Here is a 15,115-nt window from a genome sequence, read left to right on the forward strand (position 1 = left end):
TTACGAGCTTTTATAAATTAGGGGGAATAAAGATGCTTAATATTGAGAGAGAATTTTCGACGGAAGAAGCTAAGAACTTTGCCCTAAATTGGGTAAAAGAACAAGGTTATACATACGAGGAACAAGAATTTAGCACAAATGATCATAAGTTTAAAATTTATCGTGGAATTTTAAAAAAAGGAAGGAAGTAATTGCGGTTGGTAATGGAAAAGGATTAGGCGACGAACCATTAGTGGGTGCAATATTTGAAACGATTGAACACTTTTACTATAATTCGCAAAGGCATAGAGAACAGATAATTTTTTCGGCGCAGAACTTAAAAAGACAACTGAAATCTTTAGGAGTCAATAGCTATCCTATAAACCTGTTACATAGACAATCAGCTTACGTGCAAGTTGATAAATTTTTAGGGATAAATAACAATGAAAGCTTTTATTATCCATGTGTATTGAATGATGTAAATTTTAAAGATAATAATGACGATAGTGATATATCTGGCTATAGATCAGACAATGGTTATGCTATTGGGGCAACAAAAAAAGAGGCGGTACTACATGCATTAAATGAAGTTATAGAACGTGATTCTATTTCAAAAGTATTAATAAGATATGGTTTGGGAATTTATGATGATTGTGATTGTTGGGAGGTTGATAAGAAAACATTACCATATAATATTAGAGTATTAATAGGGTCAATTGAGGCAACATCTGGTACAGAAGTTAGATTAATTAGAATACACAATGTTTATTCTATACCTACGATACTATGTGTATCTAAAGGTAAAAAATGGAAATATCCATTATATGGAGCAGGAACATCTTTAGATTTAGAGTATGCAACAATCAGAGCAGTAACAGAATTACTGCAACTAATATTATTATTTGGTAAAGAAGACCAATTATTATTTGAGAGATTAGATAAACAATGGAAAGAATATAACTTAATTAAAATAATGCTAAGGTTTGAATTTTTAAGTAATAGACCAATAAGAAATTGGAATTATAGGAAAGGTAAGAAATTTCACAAAAATGTTGATGGATTGATAGCAGAAGAGGTTAGTAAACTGAAAAGATGTAAAAGAAGGACTTACGTGAGGGATATTTATGAAGGAAATGGAGTATATGTTGTTCAAGTAATAGTTCCGGGAACGGAGTTGTTTAACTTAATTTTAGAAGGTTCAGTGTTATTGCCTTGTAATTATTATGGAGAGCAATGAAGAAAAATTCATTCAAAATATTTTACCCACGGGGATAGTTTTGCGTTAAAATTACGCTAAAGGGGGAATGAAAAATGGAGGTTATGTATTTTGTACCGACAGCACCTTTAGATTCAAATGCCAAGTTAAAAGATTATCTGGCGAAAGTACCTTGTTGTGATGAACTTCAGGCTTTAGAGAAGACGTCAGCGCAAGTCTGGATCGTAGTTTTGACCCAGAAGTTGTGCCAACAGACTTTGGCAACCTGTAAGTTACGTCAGCAGTTGGATCCAAGTCAAAAATTTATTTTCTTAGTTGATCAAAAAGAGCTTTGCTATTGGATGTATCGCTATCAATTACAGGTAACTGCAGTTATTTTTTGTTATGCTAAAACATGGTATCAAGAATTGATGGCTGCATTGCAAGAGCTTGAGAAAGCTACGGAGCTTTGCTTTAAAAGCAGGGGGAAAGTCATCAAAGTCGAGCTTGAACAGATCTGTTATGTGGAGTCGCATTGCTCTAATACACATGCTGCTGTTTTGTGGCTTATGGATAAACGATCGCTCCAAGTCCCTAAGAATTTGCGTATTTTAGAAAAAGAAAATCCTCGTCTCTGGCGCAGTCATCAGAGTTATCTCCTTAACCCGGGAAATGTCTATATGTTAGATAAGTTGAACGCTACTGCGACCTTTGTTAATGGTCTGAAATGTCCGATCTCACGTCAAAAATTCAAGACTCTAGCCGAACGTTTTGCGTAAATTAGCAGGTCTTTATCCACATAGTAATAGCCAACTGTATCAATTGCTTAAATATATCCATATACATTAAAAGGGATGCACTAGCTTAGTTGCTGGTATATCCCTTTTTGATTATTCTACTGGCATAAGCCAAGAATAAAGTGCTTGTTTTTATATGAAATGTAATACATAATATTGACATAGTCACGAGTTAGGACTTGCAAACCTAACAAGTGGCTTAGTGGGAATTATTAAGGCTTGGCCACTTCTCAATTACTAAACCGCGCGGAGGGAGGCTAAAGTTATGATAATTCGGATAGGCTGGAGGTTCCACGGTGTTAATCGTTGCTATTATCTCAGTAGCACCGCCTTTAATACTCAGTTTAGCAAGACTGGTAATAAACGTAGCGCGTGCCTATTGGATAATAAAAAAAGCTAATCACGATTTTAACAATCGCGACTAGCTAGGAAACTTTAAGCCTTAAACCACGCTTGGCGCTAAGTAGTTGCAGCTACTTAGTGCCTTTTTTCATACTCAAGTATATTATATTTAATATACGAATGCAAGTAAGGAGTTACACTAATGACAATGAAAACGACCAAGGCGCAACGTGATGCTTCCAACCGTTGGAACGAAAAGAACAAGGAACGCAAATACTATCTTGCTAAAAGATCCATGGCACGCAGTTACTGCAGAGTAGCCACCAAGGAAGACTTAGAAGCATTGATCACGTTTGCTAATGAGAAACTAGCCGAACGCTTTCCAAAATAAGCAAAAAGCCCTCTGCACGATCGTAAGAGCCTTCTTAGCAAGTTCCACCTTTGGAACTCATGTTAAACGTATTATATCACGTCTCAGGGATGCACGTTGTCCAATTGTGGACGATCACATCCCAACGACGCAAATAAAAACGCCTTGCACGATCGCAAGACGTCAAAGGACTGTTTTATAAACATGGTAAAATAATCGATTGAGAAACCCTAACAGCATTATAGCATACATCAGAAAATAAAAAAGTTTCCTAGCGCCCGTAGACGATCTAGGAAGTGGCTAGCCTTGTTTGATTGTTTTCAGTATATCATACCCAAGTAAAAATAAAAAAAGCGCTGGAACTTCCAACGTTTTAAATCATACACTATTCTAAACCACCTAGCCCGACTCTTTGGGGGTCTCTCTCAGGGTCTCCCCTAGGTCTCTTTTTATCCAATTTTTAGCTATTTATTTTTTGAAATCTGTAAAAAACATCTTTTGAAAAGTGCATAACGGCGGGAAATATTTGCCAAAGTGAACCGATCGCCCTTACACTACTAATAACGAAATGAGTTGCCGATATGTAACCCTAAAAAAATAATTTTTTTGAAATAGACCATTTACTGCAAAAATAATACCGTTTACTGAAATAGGGTCCCTTAAGCAAAGCTTATGTAGTAGAATGAAGGTGGATAGAAAAGGAGGAGACATTAATGGATAAATTGGAAAGTTTCAAACTATTGGATACAAAAGCCACTAGTTCAATAGTTGGTGGTGGTGTCCCTGGATGGTATTACAGTATGCTATGGAAAATTGGGGTTTCAGGATACAAACATCGGAAAGACATTATGAGCGGCTTTGACAAAGGGTTCAACAACTATCCAAAGTAGAGGTTATGGAGGGACTAAGATGAATAAATTTCAAGTTATCACTGATTTAAATCAGATCAAGGGCGGTTATGATATTGAAAAAGCGCTCTGGAAAGGCTATGGTTACCAATTAGGTTGGCGAAGTAAGTGGAATTTAAGTCATCGGTATTTTAAAATTTAAAAGATGGAGATGATTAAAATGGGATACAAGAAGAGTTTAAAGGCGAAGTTAGCCTTAGTTGGGGTCATTTTGTTGGTAGTGCTCGCTAGTTTTTCATTTTGGACACATCGCGATGATGTCTTCCACGGGTTTGATGCCGGTTTTGAACAGAGTAAATAGAAACTAAAAACAAGGGCAGCGAGCTTAGTAGCTACCCTTGTTTTTAGTTTGTAATAACTTTAATTTACGGCGCGATATCGGACAAGAAAGTCCATTTTTAAAGAAGAGCAATTTTTGCGAGTTATCAACGACTTCAACATTTTTCAAGTTGACTAAAAAACTGCGATGAACTCTGATGAGTCGTGGCTCGAGTTGCTCTAACTCATGGAGATTTTTAGCGATCTGGAGTTTACGATTATCAGTTAGCCACAAGATCGAAGCGTGACTATTTGAATAGTGGGTCTCAAAAAAGCAGATCTTCGCAAATTCAAGATCGATAAAATGATTGCCTACTTGCAACGCAAACATTTCAGATGTGTTTTTTTGACGCTTATTTAGCACTAACTTGAAGTCTTCTTTGATGCTATCTAAGATCGTTAGACTATCTTTGGCGATGAAGTCTAGGGCAGCTACTTTATATTTATAGGTCAAGGGCATCAACTCGGCGTGTGAAGTAAAAAAGATCAGGGCAGCTTGACTATCATAGTCTCTGATCTGTTGGCCAACTTTTAAACCTTGTTGTTGATCACCTTTGAGTTCTAAGTCTAAAAAATAAATATTTTGATTGCTTGGAATAAAAAGCTCGGCTAGTAGTGCTTGGGGATCTTTGAAGGTTTTTAAGTCATAGCTAGACACACCTAGATCTTTTAAAAGCGAGCTGATGATCTCTGTTAAGCGATAAATATGGATGGATTCATCTTCTAAAATAGCAATGTTCATCTTGATAAACCTCCTGTAATGATCAATTCTTGTTGAAATATATAATGGCTGGAACTGGTGTTTAAGCTGATAAAGGGATAGTCACGCAAGATAGCCGAAACATTGGCTAACCCATAACCATGACCTTGGCTATTTTTAGTAGTATAACCAACTTTATCTAGAAGTTGAAGCTCTATTTTTTCATATTTGGTACTGTTGCGGATAACGATGAATTGTTCGTTATCATGTTCAAAAAAGGCAAAGTCTAAACAGCCCTTATTGACTTGGCAGGCGGCCTCGATCGCATTATCCATAAAGATCGATAAGAGCCGAACCATATCTAATTGTGTAACACGTGGATCAAGTTTGATCTTTTGGGCTATTTCACAAGTGACACGGAGTTTTTTTGTGAGAGCTAAAGCCAATTTATTGGATAAGATCCCTTTAAGTGCTGGGTCACTGATATTTTGTAATTGACTGATGAGCTGCAGTTCTGGGGAAATGATCGATCTGGTAGGTGCGATCGCTTGGTGATAAACTTTCTTAGCCCCAGCAAGATCATTATTATCCAGGCAATATTCTAGGGAAAGCAAAATATTTTTGTAGTCATGTTTGAAACGGCGTAGTTTATCATATAACTCTTCGATCTGGGTGGTATATTCGATCAAATTTTGTAGCTGTTCTGCTTGAGCGAGTTTTATTGCCAGTTTTTGTGAGTATAGTGTGATGCAGTAGATATAGGCTGCAATAACTACCAAAATAATGCTGGCGATAAGTAACTTATTAGGCAGGTCAGAAAAGCGAAGATAGATATAGCTTAACAAAGTCACATCCAAAATAGCTGCTTGAAAGCGATATTTAGCTAAAATATGATTCGCAAAGTAGACCAAGTAACGTTTGAAGTAGTATAGCAGAGATGTTTGAAGGTAAAAGACGATCCAAGGTAAAACGAGCAGTTCTATCATGATCATTAAGGTGTAATTTCCCTCTATCAGAGCTAAAACGTTGTCCAATAATTGATAAATAATGGCAGTCGAGACTAATAGGTACGAGACGTAGAACATACTTAATAGAATGGGGATCTTTTTTTGCGAAAGGTGACTAATGATCATGCCAAATATAATGGTATATATCAAGCAGCCCCACCACCCGTAAGTAAAACACGTGGATATACTTAGAAGCACAATAAATTTTCGTTGCAAAGAGATAACATTTAATTGGTTAAATAATAACGTGATGATAAGACCTTGAAAAAATAAAGAAACATATCCTATCACAAGATAAAACATAGGAATTCACCTCCAAGGAGAAATAATAATGAAGAAAAAATATACAACCATTTCAGAGAAAAAAATCAAGGAGATTAGGGGGGGCAAAAGGGCGCCACAAAACAGGCGAAATATATGCATTAGTGGCTTTTTTCACAATGCCATCTACTGCACAAAGTAATTATAGCACAATAGATTTTAATTTAGTTAACACATGAGTTGAATAAATAAGGGGAATGTTTATGAAATATCAAGTTTTTGTATGTGCAGATCCAGAGTTTGAGGCGGATATGGGGAACTTAGTCAAAATTGCGATCATGATTCAAGATGAACAGGTCCACGTAAAGCTACAGCTAGGTGGGATCTTTATTGATCCATATGCATTATTAAGCCATATCATCCAAGAACAAAGAGTAGACAGTATTTACACTTTTGCAACTGGTGTTTTTGGAAGAAAAAGAGGAATAAAGCTCGCTCAAAAAATAAAAATGTTTGACAAACAGGCCAAGTTGATCTTAAGTACGATAGATATTTTACGGAGTTATTTGATCTTTGAAAATAACGTTACGGTGTTAGATTGTATTGATTTAAAAAAGGCAGAGATATCATTCAAAGTCGCTTGAACAATGTGATCTGACAGGCTGTTGAGCAGTTAGAATTGGCAAATAGAGCCAAACAAATAATTCTTTATTGCCGAAGAGGAACGTGTCTTTATGCGGAAAAGTTAGATGATATCGTTTGCATAAAGACAACTACCTACTCATATCGGCTATGTTTAGATACGACAGATGGAAGCTTTGAAATCTCTGATAGGCTACAAAAAGTAGCGCAAGCTTATGGAGGATCTTGAGTTCATGTTTGGTAAATGAAAATAATATCTATCTGATGAATATTGGGACACACAAGGTCGTTTTTGTTAATGGAAAAGTTGAATATTATTCTAAGCGGGCCAGTAAAGTAATCAAAAAATTGCTACAGCATAGGGAAAATAGTAGGGGATAAAACCGTACGAGGAGGGGAAATATGCGTCAATTCTATAAATATTATACAGCACAAGTAGATGAGATGGATTGTGGAGTTGCGTGCTTATCTATGATATTAAAGTGTTATGGAACTAAAGTGTCTTTAGCTCGTTTACGTGATTTAGCTAAAACAGATTTGGAAGGGACGACTGCCTTGGGGTTGGTCAAGGCAGCACAAAAATTTAAGCTTGAGACACAAGCTATTCAAGCTGATATGTCATTATTTGAAGTTTCAGAGTTATCCTATCCGTTTATCGCACATGTAATAAAGAATGGGGCTTTACTGCATTATTATGTAATTTTGAAGGCAGATGAGAAGAGTATTTTATTAGCTGATCCTGCTCCAGATATTGGTGTTATTAAGATGTCACGTGAAAATTTTGAAAAAGAATGGAGTGGTGTTGCTCTTTTATTTACGCCAAATGATGGATATGATCCTGTAAAAGAAAATCAACGGGGACTATTGGTGCTGTTTAGAAATTTAAAAAAACAATGGAAATTGCTCATGAAGATCGTCTCAGCAGCAATGTTGGTAACTTTTATCAGTATTTTGGGATCGTATTTTTTACAAATATTGATAGATGAATATATTCCCAAAAAAGCAAACGGTATTTTGCCAATAATTGCTAGTGGGTTATTAGTGGTATATATATTTAATTCAATGTTTGTTTATATTCGTGATTTTTTACTGATAATTTTAGGTCAAAGATTATCAGTTGAAATTATTTTAGGATATATTCGTCATATTTTTGAATTACCAATGGATTTTTTTGTAACTAGAAAAACAGGGGACATAGTTTCAAGGTTTAATGATGCCAATAAGATAGTTGATGCATTGGCGAGTGCAGTGATTTCTATATTTTTAGATGTAGGAATAGTTTTAGTTATGGGAGGAATCTTAGCAATTCAAAATAAGCTCCTTTTTTTTGTTACTCTAATTTGTTTGCCTATTTACTTAATAGTGATCTTGGCATTTACAAAGAAATTTGAAAAATTGAATGTTGAGCAAATGAAAAGCAATGCAACTCTGAGCTCATCAGTCATTGAAGATATTAAAGGGATAGAAACTATTAAGGCTCTAAATAGTGAAAATAATAGATATGAGAAAATAAATAGCCAATTTATTGATTTTTTGGGTAAAAATTTAGCGTATACTAAGATGGATCTATTACAACAGTCACTAAAAATTTTCGTACAATTAAGTCTCAATGTAGTCATTTTATGGATCGGTGCACAAATGGTGATCGAAGAGAAGTTCACGGTCGGGCAATTAATGGCATATAGTGCTTTGGTGGCATATTTTACTGGACCGTTACAAAATATAATTAATCTACAGCCTAAGCTTCAAAGTGCACAAGTGGCAAATAATAGGTTAAATGAAATTCTTTTTGTACCAACTGAGTTCGGTGATTCTTGTCATCAATTGTCAGATGACCAGTTAGAAGGAGAGATAACATTCAAAGATGTATCGTATTGCTATGGGTATGGAAAAAATGTTTTAGATGATATCAATTTAACTATTAAATCAAATGAAAAATTAGCAATTGTAGGTATGAGTGGTTCTGGGAAATCTACCTTAGTTAAGCTGATCGTTAATTTTTTTGAACCTACCTCGGGAATCATAACTATTGGTCGATCGCAAGTGAAAAATGTAGATAAGCATTTCTTGCGAAAGTATATTAATTATGTTTCGCAAGAGCCATATATCTTTTCAGGGTCTATTATGGAAAATTTGACTTTAGGGAATAAATCCGGAGTTTCCAAAAAAGATATATCGGAGGCTTGTCGTTTAGCTATGATCGCAGATGAGATAGAAAAAATGCCACTTCAGTATGATACATTGCTTGATGAGAATGGAAACACATTATCTGGTGGACAAAAGCAACGGATAACGATTGCAAGAGCGCTATTATCATCTGCAAAAGTTTTGATATTTGATGAATCAACAAGTGGATTAGACACAATTACTGAAAAAGCATTAGTTGATAATTTACTTTCGCTAGAAGATAGAACAATTATTTTTATCGCACATCGTCTAGCGATTGCTAAACGAACAGATAATATTTTAGTCATGGATAGTGGTAGGATAGTGGAATACGGGAATCATGAAGAATTACTGAATAAAGGTGGCTATTACGCTAACTTAGTTAATAGTTAGAGAGGATGCTATAGCCTTTAATATTTATATGATTTTCATTAAGTCGCTTGAAGGGGTGGATAAAAAATAGCGTAATATATTTAAGTGATAAACAATTATTACAAGGAGTTCCAGTTTTGATAAATAAATGCCCAAATAGGATAAAAAATGCATGTGCTGAGAAAAATCTGCTACGGTTATGGTAGTTGAAGTCAAAATGTTTTAAACTAAGTAGCTGAAAATGATGAGTGACTTTTCATACATGTACACTGATCATCAAGAACTGTCTGATGGCGAGCAACGAATGATCGTAGGTGGGGCGGTTGTAGGCTTGTTTGGTGGCTTGGGTAAGGTCCCCCACAGCTGAACAACTAAATGGTGGTGCTACACGAAACTTCAGAGCACATAATTGTGGTCCTTATGGTCAAGGTGGAACACCTAATTCATGTAATTTTTAGGAAGGTGAGTAAGATGAAGGCTAAATTGCATGCAAGATAGTTGAGGTGTGGCAAGTGAGTCCACATGACAAAACCCCACCGCTATGGGTCAAAGAAGCCTTTGCTAAAGGCTACTTAAGATGGGTCGACAAACGCTTGCTGATCGTGATGCCAGCTTTGAGCCCTTCAACTGTAGCTAATCTAAAACTTGGAATGGTAGGTACGCTTGGTGGTGGTTTTTGCGGTTATGCGATGTATGTTATGGCTGATAGCGGAGATTTTTTAGATATGACTGATCATTGTGTCGTCAGTGCCCACAAATTTTTCAAAAAATATCAATTGATCAACTGAAAAATTTTGCCCAAATGAGTTTTTTAAGAATTTTTGGGTATCTTCTCTTGGGTCAATAGAGCTCAAACAAAGAAACCAGCATATTTCATGTTAATGAGCTACTTACTAAATTGTACGACTCGTTAGATAATGACACAGCAAAAAAGCGACCCAAAAAGCGTATAATAAAATAAATCGTCTCACTAAACTTTCAGTAAAATTTAAAGAGATCTCAGAGGCGATCGAGAACTTAAAATCAGAGCTCTCAAGGCTATCGTTAGCTAAACAAACTCGACTCACTAAAGAACAAGAAGAGACCATATATGAATTGACCAAATTATCTCGCAGGTCTTTTCAAAAAGGCTTCGAGAGCTTGGTGTTTACAAGTACTTGGTCTGCTCAATGAAAAGTCGCCACCTGTAGTCCGTTGCATTGCAGATAAATTTATATTTCCTAGGAAATTTTGAGCAGTTTACAAAACGTGATCCAGCTAGCAAAGCGTAGCTGTCTTGGATGAAAAAAGACTTATGTCACAGCCACGTTTAGTCATCATAGCTATTAGCTAGTTTAGGATAGTAAGCTGAGTTAGGCAAAGTTTAGATCATCTTTTAGGTGTGGTATTTCTACGGTCGCTGATCTTAAGTCCTAAAAAATATTATTTTTGAAGAAAGTTAGGCTGATTCAAGGTAGTAAGTCTTTTAAATGCTAAGATATCTATGGTAAACTTATTTTGACCGTTAATTAAGAAAAGAGGATATTACCATGAATATGGACACCACATATTTTTTTGTAGGCATTAAGGGGACAGGTATGAGTGCGTTGGCCCTAATTTTAAATGATAAGGGTTGTAAAGTCGCTGGCTCAGATATTGAGAAATATACTTTTACCCAACGTGGTTTAGAACAGGCAGGAATTGAAATTTTCCCATTTGATGAAAAAAATATCCAAGACCAGATGACGATAGTAGCGGGAAATGCCTTTGATGATGATCAAGAAGAAATTAAAAAAGCGCATGAAATGGGTCTCAAAGTCATGCGTTATCCAGAAGTTGTTGAGATGCTGATCGAAGAAACGACTAGTATCGGTGTCGCAGGTGCTCACGGTAAAACGAGTACTTCCGGACTATTAGCTCATGTTTTGAGTGGAGTTTCACCAACAAGCTTTTTAGTTGGTGACGGTACTGGTAAAGGTACACCAGATGCACGTTTCTTCGTCTTTGAAGCTGATGAATATCGCCGCCATTTTGTGGCTTATCACCCAGATTATACGATCATGACAAACATTGATTTTGATCATCCGGATTATTTTACTGGGATCGATGACGTCTGTGATGCCTTTGAGACTTTGGCTAAACAAACAAAAAAAGGTCTTTTTGTTTGGGGCGAAGATAAGTATTTGCGCAACTTGAAAGCTGATGTTCCGGTTTATTACTACGGAACAGAGCCAGATGATGATGTGCGTGCCGAAAACATCAAGCGGACAACTAAAGGCTCAAATTTCGATGTTTACCTTGGGGATGAATTCTTAGGTAACTATGATATTCCAATGTTTGGTAAGCATAATATTTTAAATAGTTTAGCCGTGATCGCTGTTTCACATATGGAAAAAGTTGATCAAGAAGAAATCAAAAAAGAACTTTTGACTTTCAAGGGTGTTAAACGACGCTTTACTGAAAAACGGGTTGCTGATATGGTGATCATTGATGATTATGCGCATCATCCTTCCGAAATCACAGCTACGTTAGATGCAGCGCGGCAACAATATCCTGATAAAAAGATCATTGCTGTCTTCCAACCACATACGTTTAGTCGGACGATCGCACTGATGGATGAATTCGCTAAAAGTTTAGATTTAGCGGATAAAGTTTATTTGACCGATATCTTTAGTTCGATCCGTGAGCATGATGGTAAAGTTTCTGCCAAAGACCTAGGTGAAAAAATCACTAAGGGTGGCGAAGTTTTAGCTTTGGAAAATATGTCACCATTACTTGACTATCATGATGATGTCGTTGTCTTTATGGGTGCTGGTGATATTCAAAAGTATGAATATGCTTATGAAAAATTACTCAGTGACCTTAGCTTAAATAATAACTAGGCAGTAAAAAAGTCCATGCAGATTTTTTGCATGGACTTTTTTGTGTTTAAAATTAGTTTGGCAATAGGGCCGTATAATCTAGTAGTCGCTTAGCATAACTAGCATCTTGGGTCAATGAGCGGTAAAATTCTTTAACGCCAGAGACATTATCAGTGATCACACCATCAACGTTTAAAAACATTGCGCTAGTAAATTCATCTTCAGTATTTGGAGTCCAAGAATAAACTTGCTTAGATGCTAATTTAGCTTGGGTCACGAATGAATCGTTTAAGGTAGATTGTTCCATTGAATATCCGTTGGCCGGAGTGTGTGGAAAGATAAAGTTATACGGTAAAGTGTAGTAGACTGGAATCGTAGTATCATATTTTTTGATTTGGGTGACCACATTATAGTCTAAGGATTGTACTTGATGATGACGTGCTTGGATCATCTTACCATATTTTTTAGCAAAGTCGGTGAGCATGTTAGGAGAATCGTTTGGGGTAGTTTTGATCTCAATAAGTAGCTTTTGCTTATATGCTTTGGCTTTAGCTAAGTAGGCATCAAAACTTGCGATCTTAGCTTGATGACCATTTTCAGCAACCGTAATTTTAGTCAATTCAGCTAAAGTCAATTCTTGGGGGCTAACATTGATTCCCGCAAGATTTTCGAGATTAGTATCATGCATAACAACAAATTGCTGATCTTTAGTTTCTTGGATATCGATTTCAATAAAATCAGGTTTTAATGCTGCTGTTTTCTTGAGCGCAGGTAAGGTATTTTGAACCCCATTTTCGTTATTGACTCCACGATGAGAGATGATCAAGGGTAATTTATACCGAGTATCTGCAAAGTAAAAGGCATTACTTAAAAGAAACAAAATCAAGGAAAATCCGATCAAAGGCTTGGTGAAACGCCAAGATTTTTGCTTGACCACAGCTACTGTAGGAACGTTGATCTTTGGTAAAATCATAGTTGTGCCAAAAATAACGGTACTCCAAATTGAAATTGCTAAATTACCGACTTGAAGTAGGGATAGATTCAAGGTTGCGCCTAAAAAAGCCAACCAAGCAGGGCTACGATCAAGTAAGTATTGTAAGCCATAAAGTAGTCCAAAAAAGGTCAAGTAAATTACGGTGCTAACACTGGCTAATAACAAAATTTTTCGACAAAAAAAGAAAAAACGTTTCTTTGTCATAGAAAAACTGGTTGTTAAGGCTTGGCGTAAGGAAAGTTTTTGGAAAAACATCAAAGGTAAAACAAATAGCATGCGAATGCTTAAAATAAAGACCAGCAAGTAAAAGGTAGCGATCAAACTCAAATAAAGGGGCTTTTGCAGTAGAAATTCTAAAATAAACTTAGGGATCACGACTTTACTAAGCAGTGGACTTTTAAAAAAGATACCACTAAACGGGATGATCAATAAGAAATAAACACTAAAGAAAATAAAACTTGTAATTCGTGGAGCGCGGATCGCTTGACGTAAATCAATGGCTAGTCCTTTTAAAGAAAAATTTCCTTGTTTGATTCGGACTATTCCAAATAAAAAAACGTAGAATTGTAAGAAAACACAGTAAATCAGCAAACAAAGTTCACTAAATAATAAGAGTGCAGTTATTGGGTGTTGGGTGATGATGGTTAAAAAATTTGTATAGGACAAATAAGGAATCGCGCTTTGGGTGAGTAAAAAACTGGCAAATTGTCCAAAAAGTGGGACCAGTCCAAATTCGATCACGAGATCAATGACCAAAAATAAAGTAAGGTATTCCTTTGCATGTGAGAAAAATTCAAGGCTTGCGTGTTTTAGATTGCGTAAGCTATTCATGAATAAAAGTACTCCTGTTTTTAAATTTTGATTATATTTTACTGGGTATCTTCTAATAAGGTCAAGTGCGAGTTTACCAAAATTGAGCAAAAGGTCCGGTTGTGATATTATATAGGCAGACCACTTAGAGGAAGGTGAAGCTATATGCCTGATGATGTGCATAGGTTGGGAAAAACGCTTGCTGAGATCAAAGAAGGCGACTCGTTAACCGTAACAGAGAGTATCTCAGAAAGAGACCTCTTAATTTATTTAGGTTTAACTAATGACAATAATCCATTGTATATTCAAAATGAATATGCTAAACGGTTAGGTCACGAAAAACCGATCGTACCACCGGTTTTACTTAGTGGAATCATTACCAGTTCAGTTTCTAAGTTACTTCCAGGACCAGGAAGTGAAATTGTTAATTTTTCTGCTAATTATATTATGCCGGTGTATCATGATGAGATCATTACGTTTAGCTTTGAAGTTATCAAAGTTGACACAATGAAAGAAGTAGTGATGATTTCGGTGGAAGGTACGAATAGTAATAATGAGCGGGTCCTAGACTCAGTAATCATGGCTCGACCTCCGCGTCAACAAGATTAGCTGCATTTTTAAGTAGATAAAATTTAAAGAAGGAGAATTTACTATGAATAATAATCCAGAAATTTTTGATGGTAGTACAGCTGGTGTAAATAGCTTTTTCACCAAAATGTACGGCTACATGGGTGTTGCAGTGGCTATTTCAGCTCTGACTGCCTACATTGGATCATATAGTGAAACGGTGATCCGTATCATGAGTAATCCCATTGCCTTGATCGGTGTGTTTGTGATCCAAATGATCATGGCATACTCGATGTCATCACTTAAATCACAACGTTCACCACTAGTTAGTGCATTAGGATTATTTGGCTTTGCTGCGTTAGAAGGACTTTTGTTTAGCGGGATCTTTATCGTCTATACTGCTCAAGATATCACGAGTGCCTTTGTTGCAGCGGTTGTTATGTTTGCGGTCCTAGCTTTCATGGGAATGACAACTAAAAAAGATCTTTCAGGGATCGGTCGTCAAGCGATGGCCGCTTTGATCGCTTTGATCATTGTTTCGATCATTAACATGTTCTTAAGAAGCCCAATGATCTCTTATGTTTTCTCCTTTATTGGATTAGTGATCTTTATGGGCTTAACAGCTTGGGATACACAAAGACTTCGTCAAATGTACTTACAAATGGGTTCACAAGTTAATATCAATAATTTAGCCTTGATGGGTGCTTTACAACTTTATCTTGACTTTATCAATATTTTCCTTAACTTGTTGAATATCTTTGCTGGTGTTGGCGGGAGTCGCGACTAGTTAAATTTCGCCCCTTCGTTTTGTGCGGAGGGGCTTTTTTTAATCTAGCCTAAAATTTGT

Annotated in this window: 17 protein-coding genes; 14 read left to right on the top strand and 3 right to left on the bottom strand. The window is 36.2% G+C overall.

The features are described from left to right. Positions 1 to 32 precede the first annotated feature (32 nt). From FC32_RS10565 to FC32_RS10580, 7 genes are all read left to right on the top strand, one after another. A complete protein-coding gene (locus tag FC32_RS10565; RefSeq protein ID WP_155891452.1) occupies positions 33 to 191 on the top strand; it encodes a hypothetical protein in 159 nt (52 codons plus the stop codon). Further along, positions 191 to 1,216 (top strand): YcaO-like family protein, encoded by a 1,026-nt coding sequence (locus FC32_RS06700; RefSeq protein ID WP_081780062.1) that lies wholly within the window; start codon positions 191 to 193, stop codon positions 1,214 to 1,216. The genes FC32_RS10565 and FC32_RS06700 overlap by 1 nt, the downstream gene beginning before the upstream one ends. Before the next feature lie 74 nt (positions 1,217 to 1,290). Next, positions 1,291 to 1,953 carry a LytTR family DNA-binding domain-containing protein gene (locus tag FC32_RS06705; protein WP_025087095.1) on the top strand — a complete coding sequence of 221 codons (663 nt, stop codon included), beginning with the start codon at positions 1,291 to 1,293 and terminating at the stop codon, positions 1,951 to 1,953. 562 nt (positions 1,954 to 2,515) lie between these two features. Then, positions 2,516 to 2,704, top strand: a complete 189-nt coding sequence (locus FC32_RS06710) for a hypothetical protein (RefSeq protein ID WP_051533650.1) — start codon at positions 2,516 to 2,518, stop codon at positions 2,702 to 2,704. Positions 2,705 to 3,396: 692 nt separating this feature from the next. After that, entirely contained in the window at positions 3,397 to 3,573 is a 177-nt protein-coding gene (locus FC32_RS10570) for a hypothetical protein (protein WP_155891451.1), read from the top strand. A 19-nt stretch (positions 3,574 to 3,592) separates the two neighbouring features. Continuing rightward, complete coding sequence (locus FC32_RS10575; RefSeq protein WP_155891450.1) at positions 3,593 to 3,733, top strand: plantaricin NC8 alpha peptide precursor; 141 nt, start codon at positions 3,593 to 3,595, stop codon at positions 3,731 to 3,733. A gap of 18 nt (positions 3,734 to 3,751) precedes the next feature. After that, the gene (locus tag FC32_RS10580) at positions 3,752 to 3,892 is read left to right on the top strand and encodes a hypothetical protein (RefSeq protein WP_155891449.1); all 141 of its coding nucleotides are present in this window, start codon (positions 3,752 to 3,754) and stop codon (positions 3,890 to 3,892) included. A gap of 24 nt (positions 3,893 to 3,916) precedes the next feature. Here FC32_RS10580 and FC32_RS06715 read toward each other — a convergent pair whose 3' ends face one another. Next, positions 3,917 to 4,651 carry a LytR/AlgR family response regulator transcription factor gene (locus FC32_RS06715; protein WP_025087093.1) on the bottom strand — a complete coding sequence of 245 codons (735 nt, stop codon included), beginning with the start codon at positions 4,649 to 4,651 and terminating at the stop codon, positions 3,917 to 3,919. Beyond that, positions 4,648 to 5,601, bottom strand: coding sequence for a sensor histidine kinase (locus FC32_RS06720; protein WP_056957338.1), 954 nt, complete (start codon positions 5,599 to 5,601; stop codon positions 4,648 to 4,650). The genes FC32_RS06715 and FC32_RS06720 overlap by 4 nt, the downstream gene beginning before the upstream one ends. A gap of 539 nt (positions 5,602 to 6,140) precedes the next feature. Between FC32_RS06720 and FC32_RS06725 the strand changes: the two genes are divergently transcribed. The 5 genes from FC32_RS06725 to murC all read left to right on the top strand — a co-directional run bounded on the left by FC32_RS06725 (position 6,141) and on the right by murC (position 11,918). After that, complete coding sequence (locus FC32_RS06725) at positions 6,141 to 6,521, top strand: hypothetical protein (protein WP_025087091.1); 381 nt, start codon at positions 6,141 to 6,143, stop codon at positions 6,519 to 6,521. A gap of 400 nt (positions 6,522 to 6,921) precedes the next feature. Further along, complete coding sequence (locus FC32_RS06730) at positions 6,922 to 9,078, top strand: peptide cleavage/export ABC transporter (protein WP_025087090.1); 2,157 nt, start codon at positions 6,922 to 6,924, stop codon at positions 9,076 to 9,078. A gap of 223 nt (positions 9,079 to 9,301) precedes the next feature. Further along, positions 9,302 to 9,424 (top strand): hypothetical protein, encoded by a 123-nt coding sequence (locus tag FC32_RS11065; RefSeq protein WP_257575769.1) that lies wholly within the window; start codon positions 9,302 to 9,304, stop codon positions 9,422 to 9,424. A 145-nt stretch (positions 9,425 to 9,569) separates the two neighbouring features. Next, a complete protein-coding gene (locus tag FC32_RS06735) occupies positions 9,570 to 9,845 on the top strand; it encodes a hypothetical protein (protein WP_235722498.1) in 276 nt (91 codons plus the stop codon). Between the two features lie 741 nt (positions 9,846 to 10,586). Beyond that, positions 10,587 to 11,918: a UDP-N-acetylmuramate--L-alanine ligase gene (murC, locus tag FC32_RS06740; RefSeq protein WP_056957339.1), complete on the top strand. Its 1,332-nt coding sequence runs from the start codon at positions 10,587 to 10,589 to the stop codon at positions 11,916 to 11,918. Between the two features lie 52 nt (positions 11,919 to 11,970). Here the strand turns inward: murC and FC32_RS06745 are convergent, their stop codons facing one another. Continuing rightward, positions 11,971 to 13,722 (bottom strand): glycerophosphoryl diester phosphodiesterase membrane domain-containing protein, encoded by a 1,752-nt coding sequence (locus FC32_RS06745; protein WP_056957340.1) that lies wholly within the window; start codon positions 13,720 to 13,722, stop codon positions 11,971 to 11,973. Between the two features lie 144 nt (positions 13,723 to 13,866). Between FC32_RS06745 and FC32_RS06750 the strand changes: the two genes are divergently transcribed. Together FC32_RS06750 and FC32_RS06755 are read left to right on the top strand one after the other, a co-directional pair. Further along, complete coding sequence (locus tag FC32_RS06750; RefSeq protein ID WP_025087089.1) at positions 13,867 to 14,310, top strand: FAS1-like dehydratase domain-containing protein; 444 nt, start codon at positions 13,867 to 13,869, stop codon at positions 14,308 to 14,310. Positions 14,311 to 14,353: 43 nt separating this feature from the next. Beyond that, complete coding sequence (locus FC32_RS06755) at positions 14,354 to 15,055, top strand: Bax inhibitor-1/YccA family protein (protein WP_025087088.1); 702 nt, start codon at positions 14,354 to 14,356, stop codon at positions 15,053 to 15,055. Positions 15,056 to 15,115: the final 60 nt, after the last annotated feature.

It is taken from the genome of Ligilactobacillus apodemi DSM 16634 = JCM 16172 (genome assembly GCF_001434405.1).
Classification (GTDB): domain Bacteria; phylum Bacillota; class Bacilli; order Lactobacillales; family Lactobacillaceae; genus Ligilactobacillus; species Ligilactobacillus apodemi.